The organism is Pseudomonas sp. PSPC2-3, assembly GCF_049898265.1.
GTDB lineage: Bacteria > Pseudomonadota > Gammaproteobacteria > Pseudomonadales > Pseudomonadaceae > Aquipseudomonas > Aquipseudomonas veronii.
Genome location: NZ_JAFCXJ010000007.1, coordinates 281,774 through 307,522, shown reverse-complemented (window position 1 = coordinate 307,522; position 25,749 = coordinate 281,774). Strand labels below are relative to the sequence as shown.

The window sequence follows — 25,749 nt, the reverse complement described above, 5'->3', positions numbered from 1 at the left end:
CACTACCTCAGCCGTTGGGCCCTACTGTCGCGACGATAGTCACTTGCTTGTTGTCAGGGATTTCCTGATAAGCCAAAACGTGCAAATTCGGCACTGCCAGGCGTCCAAACCGCGACAACATCGCTCGGACCGGGCCTGCCACCAGCAGAATCACCGGTTGGCCCTGCATTTCCTGACGCTGCGCTGCTTCGATCAACGAACGCTGCAGTTTTTCAGCCATGCTTGGCTCCAGCAGAACGCCCTCTTCCTGGCCCTGTCCTGCCTTCTGAATACTATTGAGCAATATTTGTTCCAACCTTGGCTCCAAGGTGATCACAGGCAGCTCAGACTCAATCCCTACAATGCTTTGTACGATAGCGCGGGATAATCCAACGCGCACGGCGGCCACCAACGCGGCAGTATCTTGACTCTTGGCGGCATTGTTGGCGATGGCCTCGGCGATGCTGCGAATGTCGCGCACCGGCACCTGTTCGGCCAGCAGCGCCTGCAGCACCTTGAGCAATTGCGACAGCGACAGCACGCCCGGCACCAGCTCTTCGGCGAGCTTGGGCGAGGCTTTGGCCAGCAAACCCATTAGTTGCTGGACTTCTTCGTGGCCGATCAGCTCGTGGGAGTGCTTGTACAGAATCTGGTTGAGGTGCGTGGCGACCACGGTGCTGGCGTCCACCACGGTGTAGCCAAGGGACTGCGCCTGGCTGCGCTGGCTGACTTCGATCCAGACCGCTTCCAGACCAAAAGCCGGATCTTTGGCGGTTATACCGTTCAGCGTACCGAACACCTGGCCCGGGTTGATCGCCAGCTCGCGGTCGGGGTAGATCTCCGCTTCGGCGAGGATCACGCCCATCAGGGTCAGGCGGTAGGCGCTGGGGGCCAGGTCGAGGTTGTCACGGATATGCACAGTGGGCATCAGGAAGCCCAGGTCCTGGGACAGCTTCTTGCGCACGCCCTTGATCCGCGCGAGCAATTGGCCGCCCTGGTTGCGGTCGACCAACGGGATCAGGCGGTAGCCGACTTCCAGGCCGATCATGTCGATCGGGGTCACATCGTCCCAGCCCAACTCCTTGGTTTCCTGGGCGCGGGCCGGCGACGGCAGCAGTTCCTGCTGGCGCGCGATTTCTTGCTGGGCCTTCACCTTGACCAAGTTCTGCTTTCTCCAGAACAGGTAGGCGCCACCGGCGGCCATCGCCGCCATGCTCAAGAACGAGATATGAGGCATGCCGGGCACAATGCCCATGATCGCCATGATGCCCGCCGCCACGGCCAGCGCCTTGGGCGAGGCGAACATCTGCCGGCTGATCTGCTTGCCCATGTCTTCGGAGCCCGACGCACGGGTCACCATGATCGCCGCAGCTGTGGATAACAACAGTGATGGCAATTGCGCCACTAAACCGTCACCGATGGTCAGCAGGGCGTAGACCTTGCCTGCATCGCCGAAGGTCATGCCATGCTGGAAGATCCCGACCGCCATGCCGCCGATCAGGTTGATGAACAGAATCAACAGGCCGGCGATGGCGTCACCGCGCACGAATTTGCTGGCACCGTCCATGGAACCGTAGAACTCGGCTTCCTGGGCCACTTCCAGGCGGCGCGATTTGGCCTGGTTCTGGTCGATCAGGCCGGCGTTGAGGTCGGCGTCGATGGCCATCTGTTTGCCGGGCATGGCGTCGAGGGTAAAGCGCGCGCTCACCTCGGAAATCCGCCCGGCGCCCTTGGTCACCACCACGAAGTTGATGATCATCAGGATCGCGAACACCACGATACCGACCACGTAGTTACCGCCGATCACCACCTCGCCGAAGGCCTGGATCACCTTACCGGCGGCGGCATGCCCGTCCTGGCCGTGGAGCATGACCACGCGGGTCGACGCCACGTTCAACGCCAGCCGCAACAGCGTGGCGATCAGCAGGATGGTGGGGAACACCGCGAAATCCAGCGGCCGCAACGCGTAGACGCAGACCAGCAGGACCACGACGGACAAGGCGATGTTGAAGGTGAAGAACACGTCGAGCAGGAACGGCGGCATCGGCAACATCATCATTGCCAGCATCACCAGCAACAACAACGGCACACCCAGATTGCCCCGCGAGAGGTCAGTCAGGGTGCTGCGGGCCGTGCTGAGCATTTGAGAGCGATCTACCACCGGTACTCCTCGCATCCTTGAAGCAAACTTTTGACGCCGGGAGGCGTCCTGGAGGCGCTATTGCAAGAAGCCTTCCAACTTTTGTTCTCCGAGTTGGATCAGTGACTAAGGAGCAAGCGCCCTCGCCACAAGTGTTCGCCTGCAGAGGTTGCGAAACTTCCGACAAGTGTTTGAGGTTGCCCCTAGGAAACTCGCTCTCTAGTCTCCGTACACCGTTGCAAACGCAGCGGGCGGGCGTCGCGGCCCATGTAAATTCAGGCGCAAAGTGCCATTGTCCGCTTTCAGTTGACGCCTTTTTATCGTCTACTGTGCGGCGCTATGGTGGCTGTGCGCGGGATACCTTCGGGTATGCCGGTTTCCTGATTCCGGTCCGCGAACCTGCGTACAGCTGCCACCCCATCGCATCGCGGCGATCAGTGGCAGCTCCACTTAAATCAGGAGCGTCACAATGGTTAAACCAACCCCAAATCCCTCGCGCGGCACCAATACCCCACCCACCGTGCTGTTCACCCTCATCGACGGCATCAGCACCGAAGACCTGCTGGTCAACCTCACCGAAACCCTGGCTTGCGCACACGCCCTGACCTGCGACTTCGCCTTTGATCTGGAAGGATCACGGTGAGAAGGGGCGCTGGGAATTGCGCAATTGGTTGAGGTAGCGCGGTTATTGGCCGAGCGAGTACTGGATGACATCGAGCCATCAGCCGAGACAGAACTGGGTAAACCCTAGACAAGCGTCCAACCCAGTGATCGTTCCCGCCGATGGGAACGATCAACTTTTGCTTCAAGGGGACAGAGCGCTGATGGGCGCGGCGAAGGGATGCTATCAGTAGCGATCTTTATACAGGACGCACATTCTCGGCCTGCGGGCCTTTTTGGCCCTGCGTCACGTCGTATTCCACTTTTTGATTTTCTTCCAAACTTTTGAAACCGGTGCCGGTGATTGCTGAATAGTGGACAAACACGTCCGTGCTGCCGTCGTCGGGAGAAATAAAACCAAACCCCTTCTCCGCGTTAAACCATTTCACAGTGCCCGTTGCCATTGTCGTTCTCCGCACACTTCAATTAAGGACTTGTACAGCTGACATCAGATCAGCGTGATGTCGCATGCATAGACACCATCCGGTCGATGGATCATCTGAAACGCCACGTTCTGGCCCTCCGAAAGCTTGCATCCATCCGAACTGCGCAGATCTACCGACACGTCGTCTCCCCCGCTGTCCAGCGCAATCAAACCTTTTCCGTTCTGCGGGTCATAAGACTTAACCGTACCTGTGAATAGCTGCATTGCCCCACTTCCGACCTCTTGCTGCGCAGTACCTGAGGCAATGGAACCGTGAAAAGGCGATGCTGACTACTGTCAAAGTTGACAGGTAGACGGCAATTAACGACAAGCGGTAGAAGTGATGTGGCGAGCCCGCTTGCCCCAGAGGACACCTTGGCTGCACGTCAGGAATCGCGCCGCAAATCCGGCGGAATCGGCAGGTCCTTGAGCGGATCGGGGCGCTTGCCTTTGCCCGCACGATACTGGCGGATCTGGTAGACGTAGGCCAATACCTGGGCCACGGCCAGGTACAGCCCGGCGGGGATTTCCTGGTCGAGGTCGGTGGAGTAGAAGATCGACCGCGCCAGTTCCGGCGACTCCAGCAACAGGATGTCGTTGGCCACGGCGATTTCGCGGATTTTCAGCGCCGTGAAGTCGCTGCCCTTGGCCAGCAGCATCGGCGCGCCGCCCTTCTCCGGGTCGTACTTGAGGGCCACGGCGTAGTGGGTCGGGTTAGTGATCACCACGTCGGCGTCGGGCACCGAAGCCATCATCTTGCGCTGGGACATTTCGCGCTGCAGTTGGCGAATGCGCTGCTTGACCTCGGGGCGACCCTCCTGGTCCTTGTGTTCGTCGCGCACTTCCTGCTTGGTCATCAGCAGTTTCTTGTGGCTTTCCCACAGCTGGATCGGCGCATCCACGGCGGCGATCAGGATCAGCCCGGCGGCCATCCACAACGCACTCCAGCCCACCACTTGCACGCTGTGGATGATCGCCGACTCCAGCGGCTCATGGGCGATGCGCAGCAGGTCATCGATGTCGGAGGACAATACCACCAAGGCCACGAACAGAATCAGGATGAACTTGGCCAGGGCCTTGAGCAGTTCCACCAACGCCTTGGTGGAAAACATGCGCTTGAGCCCCGCCGCCGGGTTCATGCGGCTGAATTTTGGTGCCATGCTGCTCGCGGCGAACAGCCAGCCGCCAAGGGCGACGGGGCCGATCAGCGCGGCCAGGAGCAAGGTGATCAAAATCGGCTGCACGGCCAGGATCGCGATTTTCCCCGAATGCAGCAGGTACTGCCCCATGGCGCCGGGGCTGAGCAGCACTTCACGGGGCAGGCTGAAGTTGAGTTTCATCAACTCCATCAGGTCGAGCGCCAGGCCGCCGCCGTAGATCAGCAAGGCGCCGGCACCGGCCATCATCGTCGCGACGGTGTTGAGCTCTTTGGAGCGGGCAATCTCGCCCTTTTCCCGGGAGTCCTTTTTTCGTTTCTCCGTGGGGTCTTCTGTTTTGTCCTGACCACTCTCGCTCTCGGCCATGGCTCAGCGCGCCCGTGCCAGATCACGTAAGAACTGCAAGGCGTCGCTCGCCAGCGGTTGATACTGATTGAGAATGTCGGCCATGCCGATCCAGAAAATCCCCATGCCCAACACCAGGGTCAACGGGAAACCGATAGAGAAGATATTCAGCTGCGGCGCCGCGCGGGTCATCACCCCAAACGCGATGTTGACCACCAGCAGCGCGGTGATCGCCGGTAGCACCAGCAACAGCGAAGCGCCCAACACCCAACTGAGGCGCCCCACCAGTTCCCAGAAGTGATTGACCACCAACCCCGAGCCGACCGGCAAGGTGGTGAAACTTTCGGTCAGCACCTCGAACACCACCAGGTGGCCGTTCATGGCCAGGAACATCAAGGTCACCAGCATGGTCAGGAACTGCCCGATCACCGCCGCCGACACGCCGTTGGTGGGGTCGACCATCGACGCAAAACCCATACCCATCTGGATCGAGATGATTTGCCCGGCGATCACGAATGCCTGGAAGAACAGTTGCAGAGAGAAACCCAGCAGCGAGCCGATCAGGATCTGCTCGGCAATCAGCATCAGCGCACTGAGGTCCAGCGCATTGACCGCAGGCATCGGCGGCAAGCCCGGCACCAGCACCACGGTGATCGCCACCGCGAAGTACAGGCGGATGCGCCGTGGTACCAGGGTGGTGCCGAACACCGGCATGCTCATCAGCACCGCCGTGACCCGGAACAGCGGCAAGATAAACGACGCCACCCAGGTGCTGATCTGGGTGTCGGTCAACGCCAGCAGCGATTGCATGCGGTCAGCCGATCAACTGCGGAATACTGCCGTACAGCTGCAGGATATATTCCATGAAGGTTTGCACCAGCCACGGGCCAGCGACAATCAACGTGACCAGCATCACCAGCAGGCGCGGCAGGAAGCTCAGGGTTTGTTCGTTGATCTGGGTCGCGGCCTGGAACATCGCCACCAACAGGCCAACCAACAGGCTCGGCACCACCAGCACGGCAACCATCATCGTGGTCAGCCACAACGCTTCACGGAACAGGTCGACGGCAACTTCTGGGGTCATAGCCCTACACTCCGCCGAAACTGCTGGCCAACGTGCCGATGATCAGTGCCCAGCCGTCCACCAGCACAAACAGCATGATTTTGAACGGCAACGAGATGATCAGCGGCGACAGCATCATCATCCCCATGGCCATCAGCACGCTCGCCACCACCAGGTCGATGATCAGGAACGGGATAAAGATCATGAAACCGATCTGGAACGCCGTCTTCAGTTCCGAGGTGACGAACGCCGGCACCAGGATCGTCAGCGGCGCCTGGTCCGGCGTGGCGATGTCGGTGCGCTTGGACAGGCGCATGAACAGCTCAAGGTCGCTGGAGCGGGTCTGCGACAGCATGAAGTCTTTGATCGGGCCTTGGGCCTTGTCGATGGCGTCTTGCGCCGTGAGCTTTTCCGCGAGGTAAGGCTGCAGGGCTTGCTGGTTCACCTTGTCGAAGACCGGCGCCATGATGAACATCGTCAAGAACAGCGCCATGCCCGTGAGGATCTGGTTCGATGGCGTCTGTTGCAGGCCCAGGGCCTGACGCAGGATCGAGAACACGATAATGATGCGGGTGAAGCTGGTCATCAGCATGACAAACGCCGGGATAAAACTCAGCGCCGTCATGATCAGCAGGATCTGCAGGCTGACCGAATACTCCTGGGCCCCGGCCGCGTTGGTGCCGAGCGTAATCGCCGGGATCGACAACGGGTCGGCGGCGAACGCCAATGGCGCGGCCAGCCACAGCATGAGCGTCAATAAAACGCGCATTACTTCTTATCCTTCTGATCCTTGCCCAGCAACTCCATCAGGCGTTGGGCGAATTCTGGCGTGGCGGCTTGGGTCGGGGCGACGTTGACCGGGGTCTTGAGCACATGCAGCGGGGTGATGCGGCCGGGGGTGAGGCCCAGCAGGATCTGTTCCTCGCCCACCTGCACCAGCACCAGCCGATCACGCGGGCCGAGGGCGCGCGAGCCGATCATCTCGATGACCTGGGCGTTGCCCGGGCCAATGTTCTGCACCCGACGCATCAGCCAGGCCAGCACGAAAATCAGCCCGACCACCAGCAGCAGGCCCAGTACCAGTTGGGTCAACTGACCGCCGATACCGCTGCTCACCACCGGTGCCGCCGCCGCGGCCGCTTGCGCGACCGGCTCGGCCGCGAGGGCGCTCAATGGCAGCGCCAGCAACAGTCCCGCCATCGAATACTTCATGTCAGCGCAGCTTCTTGATGCGTTCGCTCGGGCTGATCACGTCGGTCAGGCGAATGCCGAACTTTTCGTTGACCACCACCACTTCGCCATGGGCGATCAGCGTACCGTTGACCAGCACGTCCAGCGGCTCGCCGGCCAAGCGGTCAAGCTCGATCACCGAACCCTGGTTGAGCTGCAGCAGGTTGCGGATGTTGATGTCGGTGCTGCCGACTTCCATGGAGATCGACACCGGGATGTCGAGAATCACGTCCAGGTTCGGGCCGTCGAGGCTCACCGGGTCGTTGTTCTTCGGCACGCTGCCGAATTCTTCCATGGGCAGGCGGTTACTGGCCGGCGCAGTAGAGGCATCGGCCGCCAGCAGCGCGTCGATATCGTCCTGGCCGACATCGCCGGTTTCTTCCAGGGCCGCAGCCCATTCGTCGGCCAGGGCCTGGTCTTCGGCGGAAGTGTTTTCGTGTTCGGTAGCCATTACATGTCCTCGGCGGAGCAAACATTCATAAATAGGGGTGCATCAATACGGGTGACTCAACGCCGGTTGATCGGCTCCACCACTTGCAGCGCCAGGTTGCCCTTGTGGGAACCGAGCTTGACCTTGAACGACGGCACGCCGTTGGCGCGCATGATCAGTTCTTCCGGCAACTCGACGGGAATCACGTCGCCCGGTTGCATGTGCAAGATATCCCGCAGGCGCAACTGACGACGCGCCACGGTGGCGCTCAGCGGCACGTCGACGTCCAGCAGGTCTTCGCGCAGGGCCTTGACCCAGCGTTCATCCTGATCGTCGAGGTCGGACTGGAAGCCGGCATCGAGCATTTCGCGCACCGGCTCGATCATCGAGTACGGCATGGTCACGTGCAGGTCACCGCCACCGCCATCGAGTTCGATGTGGAACGTCGACACCACAATCGCTTCGCTGGGGCCGACGATGTTGGCCATGGCCGGGTTCACTTCCGAGTTGATGTACTCGAAGTTGACTTCCATGATCGCCTGCCAGGCTTCCTTCAAGTCGATGAAGGCCTGCTCCAGCACCATCCGCACCACCCGCAGTTCCGTGGGGGTGAATTCCCGGCCTTCGATCTTGGCGTGACGGCCGTCGCCGCCGAAGAAGTTGTCCACCAGCTTGAACACCAGTTTGGCGTCGAGGATGAACAACGCCGTGCCGCGCAATGGCTTGATCTTGACCAGGTTGAGGCTGGTAGGCACGTACAGCGAGTGTACGTATTCACCGAACTTCATCACCTGCACGCCGCCCACCGCCACGTCCGCCGAGCGGCGCAGCATGTTGAACATGCTGATGCGGGTGTAACGGGCGAAACGCTCGTTGATCATTTCCAGGGTCGGCATGCGTCCACGGACGATGCGATCCTGGCTGGTCAGGTCATAACTTTTGACGCTGCCGGGTTCGGCAGCCGTTTCGGTCTGTACCAGACCATCGTCCACGCCATGCAGCAGCGCATCGATTTCATCCTGGGACAGCAGGTCTTGCACGGCCATGTGGTGATCCTACTGCAATACGAAATTAGTGAAGAGCGCCTGCTCGACCACCACTTTGCCGAGCTCTTTCTGGGCCACTTCCTGCACGCTGGCAGTGACCTTCTGGCGCAGCATTTCCTGGCCCACCGGGGTGGCCAGGTTGTCGAAGCTTTGCGCGGAAAACAACATCACCAGGTTGTTGCGGATCACCGGCATATGCACCTTGAGCGCATCAAGGTCCGCCTGGTTGCGCGCCAGCAAGGTGATGCTCACCTGCAGGTAGCGTTGACGACCGTTCTGGTTGAAGTTGGCGACAAAGGCCGGAAGCATCGGTTCGAAGATTGCCGGTTGCTTGACGTTACTGGCAGTTTCGGCGGCGGGCGCCGGTTTGCTCGCACTGCTGTGCATGATGTACCAAGTGCCGCCCACGGAGGCGCCGATGGCCAGGACCAGGGCCAGGACAATCAACAGGATAAGCTTGAGCTTACCCTTGCCTGCAGGTGCTTTTGCTGCGTCGTCGCTCTTCGCCATGCCAATAATCCGTCACTATTCGGGGATTCATAGATCTACGGAAAGGCAAGAGCAAGTGTTATGCCAGAGTTGTCAGGCAGAGCAGGACAGCGGCCACGCCACAGATCCATTGTGGGAGGGGGCTTGCCCCCTCCCACCTTTGGATTGCGATCGACTCAGGTCAGGCTTAATGGTCGTGATCATCAGGGGCAAGCCCCCTCCCACACTCAGGCCGGTGTTGGCCCTGAATCAGGCGTAGTAGTCGACGGCGCTGGAGCCGATCACGGTGGACGTCACCGGCGCGACGGCCGCTGCCACTTCGGCGTGATCGGCAACGTCGCCGTTGTCACCCCGACCGCCACGGCCACTGACACCGTTCGCCTGGTTCTGTTGCTGTTGGCTCTGACCCTGGCCCTGCCAGCCGCGGGATTGGTCGGACACGTTGACGTCGACCTGCCCCATGCCCTGCTGGGCGAACATCTCGCGCAACCGGCCGGACTGGCTTTCCAGCGCGTCACGCACCACGGCGTGACCGCTCATGAACGTGACCTGGGCCTGCTGGTCCGCTGTCATGTTGACCTTGATATCCAGGCGCCCGAGTTCGGCCGGTTGCAGCTGGATCTCCGCCGACTTGAGGTTGGCGCTGGACAGGTACATCACGCGGTTGACGATTTCCTCGGTCCAGCCGCTCTGGTGCATGGCCAGCGGTGCGTTGGTCACCGGCGGCAACGCGTTGGCGGTTTTCGGCGTGGCGGCCTGGGTCAGCGCGGCCAGGCGGTTGGCGAAGTCATCGACACGGGTGTCGCTGCTGGCGCCCTTCAAATCCTTGAGGCCTTCCTCGATCAACCCGCCAAAGGCTTTGTCGCCGCCCTGGTCGGTGCTGTCCTTGCTGGCTTGCTGATCCACCATGTTAGCCAGGCCCGTGGCGAAGTTCTGCGCGACAGTCGGCTGGTCCTGGGACGTCGGCGCGGCTTTCTGCGGCGTCTGGCTGCTGGCCGACACATGGCCGCCCTGCTCCATCGCCAGGCGTACCGCCGGCAGGGCGTCCAGAGGGTCTGCCGTGGGATCGAAGGCTGGCTTGGCCGCATCGGTCGCTGCCAACGGCGTCGTGACCAGCGGCTGGGCCTTGTCATCCTTGGCGGCGGCCGGGGCTGGCGTTTCCACCGGCACTGGCACCGGCACCGGCACCGCAACTGGCGTGACCGTGACAATCAACGCGGGGTCAACCACCGGCGCAACCGTCGGGTCTGCCGCAGGCTGCTGCGCCAGGGCGGGGTCGGCAGGCGGAGTTTGATCACTGCTGGCGCTGTCGGCCGGCTTGGCCGGCGGGTCGGCAGGCAAGGGTTTGCCGCTATCGGCAACCGCTGGCGTACCGGCGGCAGGTTTATCGTTGTTCGCGACAGGCTTATCGTTGCCGGCAACCGGTTTGGCACTCGCGTCGGCCGGCTTGTCGCGCGTGGGTTTGGCCGAGTTGTCGTCGGCCTTGGCCGAGGGCTTCGAACCTTGGCTGGCGAACACCTGAGCAAAGCCAGGGCCCTTATCCCGTGGCTCCGCAGCCGCCGCCGGTGGATTGGCGGCAGGCGCTTGAGGCTTGGCCGCGGAGGCAGCCTGAAGGAGCGAATTAGGGGCGACTGGCATAGGTAAGGTCTCCACTGCATGGGATCGGGGATGCAGTATCAGGAGATAGAGCAAGAGTCGGGCCAGCTCCTATCGAAAAGCCGTCCCGCGCCTGAAATTAAAGCTGGAAGCGCTGGCGCTCCGACTCATACAGCGGCTTGACCAGCGCAAACTCATGATCGATCTGATCGACCAAGGCCCCCAGGTCCGCCGCCGCCTCGACGGACTCAACCTCCAGGCGCTGGCACAAGTGCGCCAACCGCACCGCCCCGAGGTTGCCACTGCTGCCCTTGAAACTATGGGCGATAAGCGCCAATGCCTTGGCATCGTCGCGCGCCTTGCGCAGCGCTTCGACGCGCTTTTGCGAATCATCAAGAAAGGTATCGAGCAACTTGGGGTACTCGCCTTCCATGACTTCCTGCAAACCCGATAACACGTCCGGGTCCAGATGAACCTCAACCACTTGTTCGCTCCTTGATCAAGAATCGGCGGATTATGCCAGAGCCTCCCAGCAAAACTCCACGCAGACGCTACGCCCGCCGTCGGACCAGCGTACATCGCTGCTCAGTTGCCGTACCAGGCTCAAGCCGCGACCGGACAGGCGGTCGACATCCAGCGGGCGCGCCAGTACCTGTTCCACATCGAACCCGGGGCCGCTGTCTTCGATGCGCAAGGTCATCCTGCCGCCGGTAACGGTGGGCGCCACCTGCACCTGCACGCGCACATAACCGCTGTTGAGCTGCATCAGCCGTTCGTTGCGCTCGCGGTAATACTGCGCGAACCCTTTGGCATCGCGCTTGAGCCGCGAGTCCAGGCCCAGCACGCCATGCTCCAGAGCGTTGGAATACAGTTCGGCCATCACGCTGTAGAGCGCCCCGCTCTGCTCGCGCAGGCCGTGGATCTCGAGCAGCAGTTGCAACAGATAGGGCAACGGGTTGTAACGCTTGAGGGTCTCGGCGCGGAATTCAAAACCCACCGACCAATCCAACGGGCACGACTGGCCGCTGTCGGCGTACAACGGCCCCGTCGCACGCATCGACTGGCCGGCCTGCAGGGTGATTTCGACCATGCTCACATCATCCCGCACCTCACCGCAAAACGCCGCCAGAGCCTGCTCGATATCCTCGAACAGGCGGTCGGGCTCGCGATTGGCGGCAAACACCTGCTGCAAGCGCTCGGCGCCGAACAACTGTTCGTTGGCGTCGGCGGTGTCCAGCACGCCGTCGGAGAGCAGAAACACGCGGTCGCCCAGGGCCATCGGCCAGACTTCGGTACGATCCTCGAACGCCTGCGCCGACAGCACGCCCAACGGCAAATGCCGTGACACCAACGGTGTCCGCTTGCCGGTGGCGACTTCGTGTACATAGCCATCAGGCATGCCGCCATTCCAGACCTCCACCACGCGCCGCTGCGTGCTCAGGCACAACAGCGCGGCGCAGCAGAACATGTCCACCGGCAGGATGCGTTTGAGCTTGGCGTTCATCTCCCGCAGGATCTGCGTCAGCCCGTAGCCCTTGGCCGTCATGCCGTAGAACACTTCCGCCAACGGCATCGCGCCGACCGCCGCCGGCAGGCCATGCCCGGTGAAATCGCCGAGCAGCACATGCATATCACCCGCCGGCGTGTAGGCCGCCAACAACAAGTCACCGTTGAACAGCGCATACGGCGATTGCAGGTAGCGAATGTTCGGCGCCGCGTTGATACAGCCGGAATGGGCGACCTTGTCGAACACCGCCTTGGCCACGCGTTGCTCATGCAGCAGGTAGTCGTGGTGCTTGGCGATCAGGTCGCGCTGCTGCAATACCGTGGCCTGCAGGCGGCGCAGGCGGTCCATCGCATTGATCTTGGCCGCGAGGATCAGCGGGTTGTAGGGCTTGGGCAAGAAGTCATCGCCACCGGCATCCAGGCATTCGGCCAGGGCTTCGCTTTGGCGCAGGGAGGTGAGGAAGATGATCGGCACCAGGGCTTCGCCCGCCAGTTGCTTGATCCGGCGCGCAGCCTCAAAGCCATCCATCACCGGCATCAGGGCGTCCATCAGCACCAGTTGCGGGCGTTCGCGGGCGAACAGGTCGACCGCTTCCACACCGTTGCTGGCGGTGAGCACGTGGTGGCCCTGGCGCCGGATAATGGTCGACAGCAACAGCAAGTCGGTGGCGCTGTCTTCAGCGATCAGGACGGTCAGCGGTTCGAGGACCGGAGCCAGAGCGCTCAATTGATATCGAACAGTTTATCGAAGTTGGATATCGCGAGGATCTTGCGCACGTCGGAGCTGATGTTGATCACCTGGACTTCCGCATCATCGCCCCCGGCATGATCGCGCAGCAGCAGGAGCATGCCCAGGGCGGAACTGTCCATGTAGGTGGTTTCCTTCAGGTCGACCACGTACACGTCCGGCACCTTGTAGAAACGCTCGTAGGCCTCACGAAAGATCTGGTGGCTGCCGAAATCGAACCGGCCTTTGATTGCAATCGTCAACTTTGTCCCATCCAGGGATACTTCTGACACGACTGACATGTGACTGCTTCCTTGTCATGGGTCTAGATAGAAGGTGTAGCAGGCGAATGGGCTATGGGCAACACGGCGAATCAAATATGGGAGACAAGCCCCTTCCCACATTGAACAGCGGGCCTGGCGCTAGTAGGGATTCTGCCGCGGCAGGCGCTGGGACAGCTCGTCGAGCAGCTTCTGCTCGCGCTTATCCTCGATCGCCCGCGCTTCGTCGATATAGCGCTGCACCAGCTTGCGCAAGCCTTCGACCCGGGCATACGCCTGCTGCCAGCTCTCGCGGGCCTTGTCGAGGTTGTTCTGGTGCCAGGCCAGGCTCTGGCGCTGCTGGCCGACGGCGGTCTCAAGTTGGTTGAGAAAGCCCTGGTAGCCCATCAGCCACTGGCCGGACACGCCTTTGGTGCCGCGCTCGATCCACTGCTGCTGGTACTCGCCGCGAAAGCGCTCCAGGTCGCCGAGCTTGCTTTCTGCCAGGCGCACCTGGCCCTGGAAGTAACCCAGGCGCTGGACCGCGGTTTTTTCGGCCTTTTCGGCCATGTCCACCACCGGGGCCAGGCGTGAGGAGCGGCTGCTGGCCATGGCTTAGCCGCCTGGCGCGGGGGCGAAGATGGACTGCAAGTGCGCTTCGCTTTCGCCCATGCTGATGTTGTCGTTGAGACCCTGGCGCAGGTAGGTGACCAATTGCGGTTGCAGGGCAATCGCCAGGTCGGTCTCACGATCGCCACCGGCCACATAGGCGCCGACGCTGATCAGGTCGCGACTCTGCTGATAGCGCGACCACAGCTGCTTGAACTGCTGGGCGCGGGCCATGTGCTCGGGCGTGACCACCGACGGCATCACCCGGCTGATGGAGGCTTCGATGTCGATCGCCGGGTAGTGCCCCTCTTCCGCCAGGCGCCGCGACAGCACGATGTGACCGTCGAGCACGCCGCGCGCCGAGTCGGCGATCGGGTCCTGCTGGTCATCGCCTTCAGACAACACGGTGTAGAACGCGGTGATCGAGCCCCCGCCCGCCTCGGCATTACCGGCGCGCTCGACCAGCTTGGGCAGCTTGGCGAACACCGACGGCGGATACCCCTTGGTGGCCGGCGGCTCGCCGATGGCCAGGGCGATTTCCCGCTGGGCCTGGGCGAAACGCGTGAGGGAATCCATCAGCAACAGGACGTTCTTGCCCTTGTCGCGAAAATATTCGGCGATGCGCGTGCAGTACATGGCCGCGCGCAAACGCATCAGCGGCGCATCGTCGGCCGGGGAGGCAACCACCACCGAACGCTTGAGGCCTTCTTCACCGAGGCTGTGCTCGATGAACTCCTTCACTTCCCGGCCCCGTTCGCCGATCAGCCCCACCACGATGATGTCGGCCTCGGTAAAGCGGGTCATCATGCCGAGCAACACCGACTTACCCACGCCGGTACCGGCGAACAGGCCCAGGCGCTGGCCGCGACCGACCGTCAATAAACCGTTGATGCTGCGAATGCCCACGTCCAGCGGCTGGCTGATCGGGTTGCGCTTGAGCGGGTTGATGGTGGGGCCGTCCATCGGCACCCAGTCTTCGGCCTTCATGCCGCCCTTGCCGTCCAGCGCGCGACCGGCGCCGTCCAGCACGCGGCCGAGCATGCTCATGCCCATGGGCAGGCGGCCGGTATCGGCCAGCGGCACCACGCGGGCACCGGGGGCGATGCCCGCCAGGCTGCCGACGGGCATGAGGAAAATCTTGCTGCCGGAAAAGCCCATGACTTCGGCTTCGACCTGTACCGGGTGGTAGCTGTCGTCGTTGATCACCAAGCAGCGGCTGCCCATGGCGGCACGCAGGCCTTCGGCTTCGAGGGTCAGGCCGACCATGCGCAGCAGGCGCCCTTCGAGAATCGGCTGGCCGGGCAACCCAGTGGCCTCGATATAACCACCCAGGCGTTTGGCGAAGCTGGTGCGATCAAGGCGCATCGGCGGCGTCCAGGTCCACGCTCATGTCCGGTTCGGCCGGGTTCAGGAGCTGCTCGTGGACCTGATCCAGCAGTTGGGCCATGATCTGGCTGATGCGCGTTTCCACAGTGGCGTCGATGCGGCTGTATTCGGTCTCGACGCGGCAACCACCGGGCTGCAGATCGGCGTCTTCGACGATGCGCCAGGTTTCTTCATGGCGCTCGCGCAGGGCTTTGACCTGTTCGAAATCCTGCGGGTTGATGTGCAGCCGCACATTGCCGACGCCCAGGGGCAGCAGCTTGAGGGCTTCGCGCATGACGCTTTCGATCTGGCTGGAGTCCAGCACCAGCTCACGCTGGATCACCTGACGGGCGATGTGCTCGACCAGCCCGACCATGGCTTTTTCGATCTGCGAATCCTGCTCGGCGATGGGCTCGAACAGGCTGCCCATCAGGCGTTCGAGGCTGGCCAGCTTGACGCTCAAGGCGACCTCGGCTTCCTGGCGGACCTTGAGCGTGGCGCTGCGAAAACCATCTTTTTCGCCAGCGGCGAAGCCTTCGTTGTAGGCCTCCTGGCGGATGCTTTCCAACTCTTCCAGGGTCAGCGGCTGGACTTCCTCCAGCGGCACTTCTTCCATTTCCGCCGGCAGTTCTTCCACAGGCTCGGGTTCGGGCTCCGGCACATGCGGATCGAAGCTGGGCAACGACCAGATGTCGAACCCGCCCACGTCCCGCGCGCGAATCAGATCGCTGGGCGTCTCATCTTTGTTCGACATGCGAGGCGCCTTAGATCATTTCTTCGCCGCCCTTCCCGCCGAGAACGATTTCTCCGGCTTCGGCCATACGGCGGGCAATGGTGAGGATTTCCTTCTGGGCGGTTTCCACGTCGCTGACGCGCACCGGGCCTTTGGCTTCCAGGTCGTCGCGCAACAGTTCCGAGGCGCGCTTGGACATGTTCTTGAAGATCTTCTCCTTGACGCCTTCGTCCGAGCCCTTGAGGGCCAGTACCAGCACGTCGGAGGAGACTTCGCGCAACAGCGCCTGGATGCCGCGGTCGTCGACATCGGAGAGGTTGTTGAACACGAACATGAGGTCTTCGATCTGGCCGGACAGGGTGTCGTCGATCTCGCGGATCGAGTCCATCAACTGGCCTTCGACCGAGCTGTCGAGGAAGTTCATGATGTCGGCGGCGCGCTTGATACCACCCAAGGTGGTGCGCGAAGCATTCGAGTTGCCCGAGAACTGCTTCTCGAGAATCGTGTTGAGTTCTTTCAGGGCCGCCGGCTGCACGGTGTTCAACGACGATACGCGCAGGATGATGTCCAGGCGCACTTTATGGTCGAAGTGGCCGAGCACTTCGCCGGCCTGGTCCGGGTCGAGGTACGCCACCACGATCGCCTGGATCTGCGGGTGTTCGTAGCGGATCACGTCGGCGACGGCGCGCGGTTCCATCCATTTGAGGCTGTCGAGGCCGCTGGTGTTGCCGCCCAGCAGGATGCGGTCGATCAGGCCGTTGGCTTTGTCTTCGCCGAGGGCCGAGGTGAGCATCTTGCGGATGTAGCTGTCGGAGCCGACGCCCAGGCTGGTCTGGTCGCCGACGATCTCGACGAACTCGCTCATCACCTGTTCGACCTGCTCACGGTGAACGTTGCGCATTTGCGCCATGGCCACGCCGACCCGTTGAACCTCTTTGGGGCCCATGTGGCGCAGCACTTGGGCGGCGTCGGTTTCACCCAGGGACAGCAGCAGGACTGCGGCTTTGTCGACCTTGGTGAGTTTGGCAACAGCGGCTCGATTATCACTCATCTGCGTTAATCCACTCTTTCACGACCTGGGCCACACGGCCCGGGTCTTCTGCCACCAGACTCTTGATTGCGTTCAACTGAGCGTCATAGCCTTCGCTCGGGCTTGGCAACAGGATGCTTTGCGGGCCGCCGAGGCTGACACGGTCGTTGGCCAGTTCGCCGTCCAGGCCGCCCATGCCACCCAACTCGACGTCGCCGCCAGCGAAGGCCGCCAGTTGTTTCTTGCCATTGCCGGTGATGTTGTTGAGCACCGGACGCAGCACGCCGAACACCAGCACCAGGATGAACAACACGCCCAGCACTTGCTTGACGATGTCCCAGAACCACGGCTGGGTGTAGAACGCCGCTTCGGCGATCACTTCGCCACGCTCGGCGGAGAACGGCATGTTGATCACGCTGACGCTGTCGCCACGGCTGGCGTCGAAACCGACGGCATCCTGCACCAGGCGGGTGAAGCGCGCCAATTCGTCGGCGCTCCACGGTGCGCGGGTGACGGCGCCGTCAGCGGCGTTGACCTTGACTTGGTCATCGACCACCACCGACACCGACAGGCGGTTGATCCGGCCCTGTTGCTGCTTGGTGTGGCTGATGGAACGGTCGAGTTCGAAGTTCTTGGTCGACTGGTTACGCTTGTCCGCCGGGTACGGAGCGAGCATCGGCTGGCCGGTGGCCGGGTCCATGATCTGCTGGCCGTTGGCGTCCAACAGTGGCTGGCCGGGAGCGATGGCGCCCGCGGTCGCGGCAGCGCCGCCGGTGGTTTGCGGTGCCGAGGCCGGGGCCGGCGGCTGGTTGCTCAGGGCACCCGGTACGCCTTGCGGGCCGTTGCTGGCGGTGCGTTGTTCGCTGGTGGACTGCTCGCTGCGCAGGGCCGGCTGGTCCGGGTTGAATTGCTCGGAGGTCGACTCGACAGCGCTGAAATCCACGTCGGCGGACACTTCAGCCTTGTAGCGGTCGTTGCCCAGCACCGGTTGCAGGATGTTGTGGACACGCTGGGTGAGCATGCTTTCCATGCGACGGCTGTAGTCGAACTGCTTGCCGGCCTGGGTCAGCGCAGAGTTTTCGGCCATGTCGGACAACAGGTTGCCCTTCTGGTCGACCACGGTGATTTGCGACTTGCTCAATTCGGGAACGCTGGTGGCCACCAGGTTGATGATCGCCAACACCTGGCCAGGCTCCAGGGAGCGGCCGGAAAACAGTTCGACCAATACCGAGGCACTTGGCTTGCGCTCGTCGCGCACAAACACCGAACTCTTCGGAATCGCCAGGTGGACCCGCGCGCCCTTGACGTTATTGAGGCTGGAGATGGTGCGCGCCAGTTCGCCTTCCAGGCCACGACGGTAGCGGGTGGCTTCCATGAACTGGCTGGTGCCCAGGCCCTGGTCCTTGTCGAGGATCTCGAAACCGATGTTGCTGTCGGACGGGGTCACGCCGGCGGCGGCCAGCTTCATGCGCGCCCGGGCGACGTCATCGGCCTTGACCAGCAGTGCCCCGGAGTTGGGCTCCACGGTGTAGGCGATGTCGGCGGCGGCCAGGGTTTCCATGATCTGCTTGGAGTCCATACCGGCCAGGCTGCCGTACAGCGGCCGGTAATCGGGTTGCTGCGACCACAGCACCACAGCAAAACCAATCGCCACGCTGGCCGCCAGGCCGACCATCAGGCCCACCTGACGCAGCATGGTCATTTCCGAGAGGTTTTCCAGGAACGACAGGCCAAACAGCGGCGGCTTGCCGTCTGTCTTGGCGGGTACGTTGTCCACGACTGCTTCTGCCATGACTTAAATCTCGTCCTTAAACCGGCATCTGCATGATGTCTTGATAAGCCTGGACCAGTTTGTTGCGCACCTGGGTCAAGGCTTGAAAGGACACACTGGCTTTCTGCGAAGCGACCATCACGTCGGTCAGGTCCACGCCGCTCTTGCCGATCTCGAACGCGGTCGCCAACTGGTTGGAGGCTTGCTGGGTGTCACTGACTTTGTTGATGGCCTGGCCGAGCATATCGGCGAAACTGCTTTGGCCCAATTCCGGCGCTTGTGCGACGGATTTCGGTTGAGCCATGGCGTCCATTTGCATGGAGCGCATATCCAACATCAACCGATTGAACTCAATACCCTGGCTCATGACCTTCTCTCTCCGACGACCCGCAATTTTTTGACACTACGCAGCGGTTACTAGGGGTGGTAGCAACAAGGGTGCCAGCTCTGTATCAACCTGTAAGAAAAGGCGACAAAACTTGTCGACCTTGTTACCGCTCAGATAGCAAACAGATAAGCTTCCACGTCCATCCCCGCATCCCGCATCTGCGCCAACTTGTAGCGCAGGGTGCGTGGGCTGATGCCCAGGCGCTCGGCCGCTTCTTTACGGCGGCCGCGTTCGGCGCGCAGGGTGTCGATGATCATCTGGAATTCACGGCGGCGCAGATCGTCGCCCAGGGCCCCGGCGGATTCAGCTTCGGCGACCAGCGGCGCGGGCGCCAGGCTTGGTAACGGCGCGGCGCCGCTGCCCATGGCCAGGCAGAAGTCCTGGGGTTGGATCAAGCCGCCCTGTTGCAGAATCAACGCGCGCTGAATGGCGTTGTCCAGCTCCCGCACGTTGCCGGGCCAGGGGTAGCCGATCAGGCATGCCTGGGCTTCGGCCGACAGCCGCGCCTGAGCGTGCTTCATTTTTTTGACGTGGTTGTTCAGCAGGCGCTCGGCCAGCGGGATGATGTCCGCCGGGCGTTCGCGCAGCGGGCGCCAAGCCAGGGGGAATACCGAGAGGCGGTAGAACAAGTCTTCACGAAAGCGCCCCGCCGCCACTTCACCCGCCAGGTCGCGGTTGGTGGTGGCGACCACGCGGATATCCAGCTGGATCGGCTTGCGCGCACCGACCCGCTCCACTTCACGCTCCTGCAGCACCCGCAGCAGTTTGGCTTGCAAACCCAGGGGCATTTCCGAAATTTCGTCGAGCAGGATGGTACCGCCGTCGGCCTGCTCGAACTTGCCCGCCTGGGCCGCGATAGCGCCGGTGAAGGAGCCCTTTTCGTGGCCGAACAGCGTGGCTTCGAGCATGTTGTCGGGGATCGCCGCGCAATTGATCGCGATAAAGGGCTGCTGGGCGCGCCCCGATTGCTGGTGGATATAGCGCGCCAGCACTTCCTTGCCGGTGCCCGACTCGCCGGAAATCAACACGGTGGAATCACTGCGCGCCACGCGGGCCGCGAGCTCCAGCAATTGTGCGCTGGCCGGCTCAAAAGCAATCGGGCCGTCTGCCTCGCCGACAGGAATCACCCCCAGGGCATGCCGCGCCACCAGCTCGATCAACGCCTTGGGCTCGAACGGCTTGACCAGGTAATCCGCCGCGCCCTGGCGCATGGCATCCACTGCGCGCTCGACGGCGCCATGGGCGGTCATCAGCAGCACCGGCAACTGCGGCTGGCGTGCGCGCAGCAGCGCGAGCAACTGATGGCCGTCCATGCCAGGCATGTTCACGTCGCTGACCACCAGGCTGAAGGCCTCTTGCTCCACCGCCGCCAAGGCGTCCTCGGCAGAACCGACCGCCCGATAGTCATGGCCCGCCAGCAGCAGCGTGTCAGCCAATGCCTCACGCAGGGCACGATCGTCTTCCACCAACAGAACCTTGATAGCCATAGCCTCTTACTCCGCGCTTGCCGCGCATGAAAACAGCGGCAAGGTCATCAATGCACAAGTGCCACGCCCCAAGTGGGAACGCAGCTGCAATTCTCCCTGATGGGCGCGCGCCACAGCCTTGACCACCGTCAGGCCGAGGCCCGTACCGTTGGTCTTGGTGGTGAAAAACGGTTCGCCCAGGCGCTGCAGCACCTGCGGCTCGATACCGCTACCGCTGTCGCTGATGCACAGGCGCAGGGTTTGCGCACGGGCGTACACATGCACCTTGAGCCGCGCACCGGGGCCGCTGGCCTGGGTCGCGTTTTCGATCAGGTTGAGCAGCGCGCCCACCAGGGTGTCGCGGTTGCACAGCAATTCGCCTTGGTGGCTGTCGCACTGCCAGCGCACATTGGCGTCCTGCACATGGGTGGCGGCCGCCGCTTGCAACGCCTGCATCAGGCCGGACGGCGTGATGCGGTCGGTCAGCGGCAATTCGCCGCGGGCAAACACCAGCATGTCGCGCACCTGGTGCTCCAACTCATGCAAGCGCTCCTTGAGGCGTCCGGCAAAACGCTGGTGGGTGTCGGCGGGCAATTGCTCATCAGTCAAATGACTGGCGTAGATCAACGCCGCCGACAACGGCGTGCGGATCTGATGCGCCAAAGAAGCGACCATCCTACCCAGCGACGACAAGCGCTCATGGCGCGCCAGTTGGTCTTGCAGGTGACGGGTTTCAGTCAGGTCGTTGAGCAGCACCAGTTGACCGGGCTCCGCGTCCAAGGAGCGAGTGGCGATGGACAAGCGGCGCCCATCCTTGAGGGAGATTTCATGGCCGTCATCTTCACGCGGCGCGAAGCAGCGGCTGATGACATGGCGCCACAGTTCGCCCTCCAACGGCAGTCCGAGCAGGTCGCAGGCGGCCGGGTTGGCTTCGCGCACACGGCCCTGGTCGTCGATGACGATCACACCGCCAGGCAACAGATCGAGCAGGTTCTGCAGACGGTTGGCCAGGCGCTCTTTCTCGGCCAGCTCTTCCATGCGCTGGGCACTGACCACCGCCAACTCGCCCTTGAGTTCGGAGACCCGCGCTTCCAGCAGGCTGTAGGAGTCGGTCAACTGGCTGGACATCTGACTGAACAGCGAGAACGCCTGCTCAAGGCCATGCCGGCTGAGCTGTTCGGCGGACGGGACAGGCCCCTGGAGTTCAGGGGCCGAAGGTAGTTGGGCGGCGTGGGGCATCATGCTCTCTCGCTTGGCTGACCGTCAGTTAAACGGAACGTTGCGAGGGCTGTAGCAATACCCGTGCCTAAAAAAATGCGCTTAGTTTTCAGTTGCTTGAAAAACAGGCGTCAATCATCTGCCTGTTCATCACCGTCTCGACGGCTCATCCCGTACTTGCGCATCTTTTCCACCAGGGTGGTTCGACGGATGCGCAGGCGCTCGGCGGCACGCGCGACGATGCCGTTGGCGTCGTCCAGGGCCTGCTGGATCAACCCTTGCTCAAGGTTGCCGAGGTAGTCTTTGAGGTCAAGGCCTTCCGGCGGCAGCATCGCGGTGGCACCGAAGTCCGGGGTATGACCGTTGATGGCGATCCGCTCTTCCATGTCGCTGCGCAGGCTGTCCACCAGATGCTCGTCTTCTTCGTCGACGTAGCGGAATTTCTTCGGCAGCTCGACCACGCCGATCACACCGTAGGGATGCATGATCGCCATGCGCTCCACCAGGTTGGCCAGCTCGCGGACGTTGCCCGGCCAGCCATGGCGGCACAGGGACATGATCGCTGCCGAATTGAAGCGGATCGAACCGCGCTTTTCGTGCTCCATGCGCGAGATCAGTTCGTTCATCAGCAACGGGATGTCTTCCACGCGCTCACGCAGCGGGGCCATCTCGATCGGGAACACGTTGAGGCGGTAATAGAGGTCTTCGCGGAAGCTGCCGACCTCGATCATGCTTTCGAGGTTCTTGTGGGTAGCCGCAATGATCCGCACGTCGACGCTCTGGGTCTTGTTGCTGCCCACACGTTCGAAGGTGCGCTCCTGCAACACGCGCAACAGCTTGACCTGCATCGGCAGCGGCATGTCGCCGATTTCGTCGAGGAACAGCGTGCCGCCGTTGGCCAGCTCGAAACGCCCGGCACGGCTGGTGATCGCCCCGGTAAAGGCGCCCTTCTCGTGGCCGAACAGTTCGCTTTCGAGCAGCTCTGCCGGGATCGCCCCGCAATTGACCGGCACAAAGGGCCCGTCGCGGCGCTTGGAGTGATAGTGCAGGTTGCGCGCGACCACTTCCTTGCCGGTGCCCGACTCGCCGAGGATCAGCACACTGGCGTCGGTATCGGCCACTTGCTGCATCATCTGGCGCACGTGCTGGATCGCCCGGCTGGTGCCGACGAGGCTGCGGAACAGGTTGGGTTCGCGGTGACGACCGCGCTCACGGGCCTGGTCGTACATCTCGCGATAGACCTGGGCGCGGTGCAGGGAGTCGAGCAACTTGCTGTAGCTGGGCGGCATTTCCAGGGCGGACAACACCCGGCGGCGCTGGTCTTCCGGCAGGTCGAGCGAAGAAATATCGCCCATCAGCAACACCGGAAGGAACTCATCCCAGGTTGACAGTGTCTTTAACAAGCCCAGAACTGCGCCAGGAGCGTTTACCGTCCCGATCAGTACACAAATGATTTCACGGCTCGAGGACAACGAGCTGACCGCCTGCTGCCAATCATGGCTACCGCAGGGCAGATTTTCTTCGCCAAGAAAATTTAAAATCACCGCTAAATCGCGGCGGCGGACGCTATCGTCATCAATCAGCAGAATTTTGGTTTCACGCCACATGCAATAGCAACTTCCCTAGTAAAACGCTCTGCCCCAGAGTGAGGGCAATCTAGACGTTTGTAAGATTTCTTACCTTACTAGACGTCTGAAATCTGAAAACAGCACTAGTTAAGTCAAAAATGCTGGCACAGTCAAATATATGACGCACCGTTCGGATTAACTGAGCCCATTCAGCCGAACAAATGGTAAACCTTTGACGCACTTTCCGCTCGGTTGATCTGCGACATCTCTTCGAAAATCGCCTGGCGCTCACCGGTCGTCACCTCAAGCAACTGCTGATACACCGCCAGCAAGCTCTCCAGCTTTTCCCGCAGGGCGTCCTCGTCCACCGGCGCTTCGCTGAGTACCTGATCAATCACCGCGCGACAGCCCAGGTCCAGTTCGCCAACGGCTTCCCAGTTGCGCTCCGCCAGCGCGCCGATCAGGGCTTCGCGGGTTTCATCGATGCGTTGCAGTGCTTGGCTCATGATCAGTTCCTCAAGGCCGAGGCCTTACTGTGCGGCACCTTGTGGTGCGGCAATGGCATCCCAGCCTTCTTTGACGGTAATCAACAGACGAGCGACTTCGTCGATCATGTCGACATCGTTGTGCAAATTGGCTTCCATCAGACGGTTGGTCATATAGACATATAGACCGTCCAATTGCTGGACGTATTCCTTGTTGTCGCTTTTTTCCGCATCCAGGCCATCACGAAGGCCAATGAGGATGTCAGAAGCCTTGCCGAGCATCAGGCCCTTCTGAGCGATATCGCCACGCGCCAGCGCCCCTTTGGCTTGCGCCATACGGTCCAGACCGCCCTCCATCAGCATTTGCACCAGGCGATGCGGGCTGGCTTCGGAGATCTGAGCATGGGAATTGACCTTCTGATATTGGCGAAGGGCTCTCATGGGATTCATGTTTCTACCTCGTGACAGGCAACAGCTAGATGGGTTGCAGTAACCATTATGTCGACTGGATCGCAAAAAACTTTAACCCGCCGGCGCTATAAAGAACAAAGCCCAGGTCAACGGACCCGGGCTTTTTCACGCACATTCAATCAGCTGCTGCTTTTGGAGTTGCTCAGCGCACTGAGCGTGCCAAGGATGCTGCTGCTCTGTTGCCGCAACTGCGCCACCAGCGTGTCCATGGCCGTGTACTTGCGGGTCAAGGAGTCCTGCATCGTCGTGAGACGATCATCCAGATCGGTTTGCTGCTTGGTCAGGTCTTTCAGGCTGTCGGCCAACGAAGTCGTGCGCGTCGCCAGAATCCCGGTGGAGGCCTTGGCGTAGCCATCGGTAGCCGCCGTCAGGCGCGCCAGCAAGCCGGTCTTGCCGCTGAAAATACTGTTGATGTCGGCAGCATTGGTGGCGACAGCCTTATCCCACTGCTTGCTGTCGATACTCAGCGCCCCGGTGTCCTGGTCGGTCGTGACGCCAAACTGCGCCAGGGACTTCAAGGTGCCGTTGCCGGACAGTGCGTTGAACTCGTTGCGGATCGACGACTGCAAGGTACGCATGGTCGAGTCGCCAGTCAGGGTTGCGGCGATGGAGTTACCGGCAGCATCCTTGGTGACCTTGGTCTCGGCGTTCATGGCCTTGAGCAGAGCGTTGTAGGTGTCGACGAAGCCCTTGACCCCGGACTTCAGCGCGGTGGCGCTGGTGCTGACCGAGATGGTCATGGCTGTACGAAGCGGGTTGGTTGTATTCGGATCGTTGGCCGTGACCGTAGGCGACAGCGACAGCAACTTGATGCTTACCCCACTCACCGCATCCGTGATGCTGTTGGACTTGGACTCCGCCGCAATGCCATCGATAGTGTACTTGGCGTTCTGAGGCGGGCTGACTACCGTGTAGCCGGTATCAATCCCAGAGTTGCCCGACATCGTCAGGTCCGAACCGACCCCGCCATTGGTGGAGGTCAGGATCAGACGCGAACCGGTGGAGTCGGTGAGGATGTTGGCACTCAGGCCGGCGGTGCCGAACGTGGAGTTGATCGAATCACGCACCTGTTGCAGTGTCGCGCCTGCCGGCACACTCAAATCAAAGTTCTTGCCCGACTGCGTGATTGTCAGCGTTGTCGGCGTGGTGCCGGCGTTGACGACTGTCGACTGGCCACCGGCAAACGTTTTGGTCGATAGCTTCGAAGGCGTGGCCAGCTGGTTGACGATCAGCGAGAAGCTGCCGTTCGCCGCACCTTGGTTGGCCGTCATGGTGGCGACCTTTTCGTCCGAAGAGGTACCGGTCAAGCCGCTGAAGCTGTTGTCGGTGCCCATGCTGGTCAGCGCACCACGGAAGGCGTCCAGGGCAGCCTGGATCTTGCCGATCGACGACAGCTGGGTAGTTGCCTTTTGCGATTGGGTGTTGATCTGTGCCTGTTTCGGCGCTCGCTCGGCATCTACCAGGGACTTCACAATCGCCTGAGTGTCGAAGCCCGACCCCACGCCAGTAATCGTTGTACCCGCCATCATCTTTCTCCTTTACGGTGGCTGCCGTTATCTTGACAAAGAACACTTCAAGCCGTAACAGCAACAA

The 25,749-nt window shown here is 61.8% G+C and carries 27 protein-coding genes and 1 pseudogene; 1 reads left to right on the top strand and 27 read right to left on the bottom strand.

Annotated elements, in window-relative coordinates; genetic code table 11:
• Positions 1-7: 7 nt before the first annotated feature.
• On the bottom strand, positions 8-2,122 hold the full coding sequence (flhA, locus tag ACP7E3_RS17905) for a flagellar biosynthesis protein FlhA (RefSeq protein WP_057003874.1): 2,115 nt from the start codon (positions 2,120-2,122) through the stop codon (positions 8-10).
• Between the two features lie 466 nt (positions 2,123-2,588).
• Between flhA and ACP7E3_RS17900 the strand changes: the two are divergent.
• A pseudogene (locus ACP7E3_RS17900) lies at positions 2,589-2,870 on the top strand (DUF6124 family protein).
• 109 nt (positions 2,871-2,979) lie between these two features.
• Here the strand turns inward: ACP7E3_RS17900 and cspE are convergent.
• From cspE to fliD, 26 genes are all read right to left on the bottom strand, one after another.
• Complete coding sequence (gene cspE / locus ACP7E3_RS17895; RefSeq protein ID WP_017845394.1) at positions 2,980-3,183, bottom strand: transcription antiterminator/RNA stability regulator CspE; 204 nt, start codon at positions 3,181-3,183, stop codon at positions 2,980-2,982.
• Between the two features lie 44 nt (positions 3,184-3,227).
• Complete coding sequence (locus ACP7E3_RS17890; RefSeq protein ID WP_057003871.1) at positions 3,228-3,428, bottom strand: cold shock domain-containing protein; 201 nt, start codon at positions 3,426-3,428, stop codon at positions 3,228-3,230.
• 161 nt (positions 3,429-3,589) lie between these two features.
• The gene (gene flhB, locus ACP7E3_RS17885) at positions 3,590-4,726 is read right to left on the bottom strand and encodes a flagellar biosynthesis protein FlhB (protein ID WP_017845392.1); all 1,137 of its coding nucleotides are present in this window, start codon (positions 4,724-4,726) and stop codon (positions 3,590-3,592) included.
• Positions 4,727-4,729: 3 nt separating this feature from the next.
• Complete coding sequence (gene fliR, locus ACP7E3_RS17880; RefSeq protein WP_057003870.1) at positions 4,730-5,515, bottom strand: flagellar biosynthetic protein FliR; 786 nt, start codon at positions 5,513-5,515, stop codon at positions 4,730-4,732.
• Between the two features lie 4 nt (positions 5,516-5,519).
• The gene (gene fliQ / locus ACP7E3_RS17875) at positions 5,520-5,789 is read right to left on the bottom strand and encodes a flagellar biosynthesis protein FliQ (RefSeq protein ID WP_003175300.1); all 270 of its coding nucleotides are present in this window, start codon (positions 5,787-5,789) and stop codon (positions 5,520-5,522) included.
• A gap of 4 nt (positions 5,790-5,793) precedes the next feature.
• Positions 5,794-6,537 carry a flagellar type III secretion system pore protein FliP gene (fliP, locus tag ACP7E3_RS17870; RefSeq protein WP_046382522.1) on the bottom strand — a complete coding sequence of 248 codons (744 nt, stop codon included), beginning with the start codon at positions 6,535-6,537 and terminating at the stop codon, positions 5,794-5,796.
• Positions 6,537-6,980, bottom strand: coding sequence for a flagellar biosynthetic protein FliO (fliO, locus tag ACP7E3_RS17865; RefSeq protein ID WP_026139822.1), 444 nt, complete (start codon positions 6,978-6,980; stop codon positions 6,537-6,539). The genes fliP and fliO overlap by 1 nt, the downstream gene beginning before the upstream one ends.
• Before the next feature lies 1 nt (position 6,981).
• Positions 6,982-7,449 carry a flagellar motor switch protein FliN gene (gene fliN / locus ACP7E3_RS17860; protein ID WP_017845388.1) on the bottom strand — a complete coding sequence of 156 codons (468 nt, stop codon included), beginning with the start codon at positions 7,447-7,449 and terminating at the stop codon, positions 6,982-6,984.
• 56 nt (positions 7,450-7,505) lie between these two features.
• Positions 7,506-8,474, bottom strand: coding sequence for a flagellar motor switch protein FliM (gene fliM, locus ACP7E3_RS17855; protein WP_017845387.1), 969 nt, complete (start codon positions 8,472-8,474; stop codon positions 7,506-7,508).
• 9 nt (positions 8,475-8,483) lie between these two features.
• On the bottom strand, positions 8,484-8,984 hold the full coding sequence (gene fliL / locus ACP7E3_RS17850; protein WP_017845386.1) for a flagellar basal body-associated protein FliL: 501 nt from the start codon (positions 8,982-8,984) through the stop codon (positions 8,484-8,486).
• Between the two features lie 228 nt (positions 8,985-9,212).
• Positions 9,213-10,601 carry a flagellar hook-length control protein FliK gene (locus ACP7E3_RS17845; protein ID WP_201021420.1) on the bottom strand — a complete coding sequence of 463 codons (1,389 nt, stop codon included), beginning with the start codon at positions 10,599-10,601 and terminating at the stop codon, positions 9,213-9,215.
• A 97-nt stretch (positions 10,602-10,698) separates the two neighbouring features.
• Positions 10,699-11,043 (bottom strand): Hpt domain-containing protein, encoded by a 345-nt coding sequence (locus tag ACP7E3_RS17840; RefSeq protein WP_017845384.1) that lies wholly within the window; start codon positions 11,041-11,043, stop codon positions 10,699-10,701.
• A gap of 30 nt (positions 11,044-11,073) precedes the next feature.
• On the bottom strand, positions 11,074-12,792 hold the full coding sequence (locus ACP7E3_RS17835; RefSeq protein WP_411220752.1) for an ATP-binding SpoIIE family protein phosphatase: 1,719 nt from the start codon (positions 12,790-12,792) through the stop codon (positions 11,074-11,076).
• Complete coding sequence (locus ACP7E3_RS17830; RefSeq protein WP_017845382.1) at positions 12,789-13,094, bottom strand: STAS domain-containing protein; 306 nt, start codon at positions 13,092-13,094, stop codon at positions 12,789-12,791. Before ACP7E3_RS17830 ends, ACP7E3_RS17835 begins: the two co-directional genes overlap by 4 nt.
• A 120-nt stretch (positions 13,095-13,214) precedes the next feature.
• Positions 13,215-13,664, bottom strand: coding sequence for a flagellar export protein FliJ (gene fliJ, locus ACP7E3_RS17825; protein WP_017845381.1), 450 nt, complete (start codon positions 13,662-13,664; stop codon positions 13,215-13,217).
• 3 nt (positions 13,665-13,667) lie between these two features.
• Positions 13,668-15,026 carry a flagellar protein export ATPase FliI gene (gene fliI, locus ACP7E3_RS17820; RefSeq protein ID WP_017845380.1) on the bottom strand — a complete coding sequence of 453 codons (1,359 nt, stop codon included), beginning with the start codon at positions 15,024-15,026 and terminating at the stop codon, positions 13,668-13,670.
• Positions 15,016-15,780 carry a flagellar assembly protein FliH gene (gene fliH, locus ACP7E3_RS17815; RefSeq protein WP_017845379.1) on the bottom strand — a complete coding sequence of 255 codons (765 nt, stop codon included), beginning with the start codon at positions 15,778-15,780 and terminating at the stop codon, positions 15,016-15,018. The genes fliI and fliH overlap by 11 nt, the downstream gene beginning before the upstream one ends.
• A gap of 10 nt (positions 15,781-15,790) precedes the next feature.
• Complete coding sequence (gene fliG / locus ACP7E3_RS17810) at positions 15,791-16,810, bottom strand: flagellar motor switch protein FliG (protein ID WP_010563975.1); 1,020 nt, start codon at positions 16,808-16,810, stop codon at positions 15,791-15,793.
• Positions 16,803-18,581 carry a flagellar basal-body MS-ring/collar protein FliF gene (fliF, locus tag ACP7E3_RS17805; RefSeq protein ID WP_017845378.1) on the bottom strand — a complete coding sequence of 593 codons (1,779 nt, stop codon included), beginning with the start codon at positions 18,579-18,581 and terminating at the stop codon, positions 16,803-16,805. The genes fliG and fliF overlap by 8 nt, the downstream gene beginning before the upstream one ends.
• Positions 18,582-18,597: 16 nt before the next feature.
• Positions 18,598-18,927 (bottom strand): flagellar hook-basal body complex protein FliE, encoded by a 330-nt coding sequence (gene fliE / locus ACP7E3_RS17800; RefSeq protein WP_046382518.1) that lies wholly within the window; start codon positions 18,925-18,927, stop codon positions 18,598-18,600.
• Positions 18,928-19,058: 131 nt separating this feature from the next.
• Positions 19,059-20,435 (bottom strand): sigma-54-dependent transcriptional regulator, encoded by a 1,377-nt coding sequence (locus ACP7E3_RS17795; protein ID WP_017845376.1) that lies wholly within the window; start codon positions 20,433-20,435, stop codon positions 19,059-19,061.
• Between the two features lie 6 nt (positions 20,436-20,441).
• Positions 20,442-21,653 carry a sensor histidine kinase gene (locus ACP7E3_RS17790; RefSeq protein ID WP_046385204.1) on the bottom strand — a complete coding sequence of 404 codons (1,212 nt, stop codon included), beginning with the start codon at positions 21,651-21,653 and terminating at the stop codon, positions 20,442-20,444.
• Between the two features lie 110 nt (positions 21,654-21,763).
• Positions 21,764-23,239 (bottom strand): sigma-54 dependent transcriptional regulator, encoded by a 1,476-nt coding sequence (locus ACP7E3_RS17785; protein ID WP_046382517.1) that lies wholly within the window; start codon positions 23,237-23,239, stop codon positions 21,764-21,766.
• A gap of 170 nt (positions 23,240-23,409) precedes the next feature.
• A complete protein-coding gene (locus ACP7E3_RS17780) occupies positions 23,410-23,706 on the bottom strand; it encodes a hypothetical protein (protein ID WP_057003867.1) in 297 nt (98 codons plus the stop codon).
• A 24-nt stretch (positions 23,707-23,730) separates the two neighbouring features.
• On the bottom strand, positions 23,731-24,135 hold the full coding sequence (gene fliS / locus ACP7E3_RS17775; protein ID WP_057003866.1) for a flagellar export chaperone FliS: 405 nt from the start codon (positions 24,133-24,135) through the stop codon (positions 23,731-23,733).
• 140 nt (positions 24,136-24,275) lie between these two features.
• Positions 24,276-25,682 (bottom strand): flagellar filament capping protein FliD, encoded by a 1,407-nt coding sequence (gene fliD, locus ACP7E3_RS17770; RefSeq protein ID WP_108524693.1) that lies wholly within the window; start codon positions 25,680-25,682, stop codon positions 24,276-24,278.
• Between the last annotated feature and the right edge of the window lie 67 nt (positions 25,683-25,749).

Excerpts from the sequence above, each read along its gene's own strand:
- flhA (WP_057003874.1), bottom strand. The coding sequence starts at position 2,122 with ATGCTCAGCACGGCCCGCAGCACCCTGACTGACCTCTCGCGGGGCAAT.
- cspE (WP_017845394.1), bottom strand. The coding sequence starts at position 3,183 with ATGGCAACGGGCACTGTGAAATGGTTTAACGCGGAGAAGGGGTTTGGT.
- ACP7E3_RS17890 (WP_057003871.1), bottom strand. The coding sequence starts at position 3,428 with ATGCAGCTATTCACAGGTACGGTTAAGTCTTATGACCCGCAGAACGGA.
- flhB (WP_017845392.1), bottom strand. The coding sequence starts at position 4,726 with ATGGCCGAGAGCGAGAGTGGTCAGGACAAAACAGAAGACCCCACGGAG.
- fliR (WP_057003870.1), bottom strand. The coding sequence starts at position 5,515 with ATGCAATCGCTGCTGGCGTTGACCGACACCCAGATCAGCACCTGGGTG.
- fliQ (WP_003175300.1), bottom strand. The coding sequence starts at position 5,789 with ATGACCCCAGAAGTTGCCGTCGACCTGTTCCGTGAAGCGTTGTGGCTG.
- fliP (WP_046382522.1), bottom strand. The coding sequence starts at position 6,537 with ATGCGCGTTTTATTGACGCTCATGCTGTGGCTGGCCGCGCCATTGGCG.
- fliO (WP_026139822.1), bottom strand. The coding sequence starts at position 6,980 with ATGAAGTATTCGATGGCGGGACTGTTGCTGGCGCTGCCATTGAGCGCC.
- fliN (WP_017845388.1), bottom strand. The coding sequence starts at position 7,449 with ATGGCTACCGAACACGAAAACACTTCCGCCGAAGACCAGGCCCTGGCC.
- fliM (WP_017845387.1), bottom strand. The coding sequence starts at position 8,474 with ATGGCCGTGCAAGACCTGCTGTCCCAGGATGAAATCGATGCGCTGCTG.
- fliL (WP_017845386.1), bottom strand. The coding sequence starts at position 8,984 with ATGGCGAAGAGCGACGACGCAGCAAAAGCACCTGCAGGCAAGGGTAAG.
- ACP7E3_RS17845 (WP_201021420.1), bottom strand. The coding sequence starts at position 10,601 with ATGCCAGTCGCCCCTAATTCGCTCCTTCAGGCTGCCTCCGCGGCCAAG.
- ACP7E3_RS17830 (WP_017845382.1), bottom strand. The coding sequence starts at position 13,094 with ATGTCAGTCGTGTCAGAAGTATCCCTGGATGGGACAAAGTTGACGATT.
- fliJ (WP_017845381.1), bottom strand. The coding sequence starts at position 13,664 with ATGGCCAGCAGCCGCTCCTCACGCCTGGCCCCGGTGGTGGACATGGCC.
- fliI (WP_017845380.1), bottom strand. The coding sequence starts at position 15,026 with ATGCGCCTTGATCGCACCAGCTTCGCCAAACGCCTGGGTGGTTATATC.
- fliH (WP_017845379.1), bottom strand. The coding sequence starts at position 15,780 with ATGTCGAACAAAGATGAGACGCCCAGCGATCTGATTCGCGCGCGGGAC.
- fliG (WP_010563975.1), bottom strand. The coding sequence starts at position 16,810 with ATGAGTGATAATCGAGCCGCTGTTGCCAAACTCACCAAGGTCGACAAA.
- fliF (WP_017845378.1), bottom strand. The coding sequence starts at position 18,581 with ATGGCAGAAGCAGTCGTGGACAACGTACCCGCCAAGACAGACGGCAAG.
- fliE (WP_046382518.1), bottom strand. The coding sequence starts at position 18,927 with ATGAGCCAGGGTATTGAGTTCAATCGGTTGATGTTGGATATGCGCTCC.
- ACP7E3_RS17795 (WP_017845376.1), bottom strand. The coding sequence starts at position 20,435 with ATGGCTATCAAGGTTCTGTTGGTGGAAGACGATCGTGCCCTGCGTGAG.
- ACP7E3_RS17790 (WP_046385204.1), bottom strand. The coding sequence starts at position 21,653 with ATGCCCCACGCCGCCCAACTACCTTCGGCCCCTGAACTCCAGGGGCCT.
- ACP7E3_RS17785 (WP_046382517.1), bottom strand. The coding sequence starts at position 23,239 with ATGTGGCGTGAAACCAAAATTCTGCTGATTGATGACGATAGCGTCCGC.
- ACP7E3_RS17780 (WP_057003867.1), bottom strand. The coding sequence starts at position 23,706 with ATGAGCCAAGCACTGCAACGCATCGATGAAACCCGCGAAGCCCTGATC.
- fliS (WP_057003866.1), bottom strand. The coding sequence starts at position 24,135 with ATGAATCCCATGAGAGCCCTTCGCCAATATCAGAAGGTCAATTCCCAT.
- fliD (WP_108524693.1), bottom strand. The coding sequence starts at position 25,682 with ATGGCGGGTACAACGATTACTGGCGTGGGGTCGGGCTTCGACACTCAG.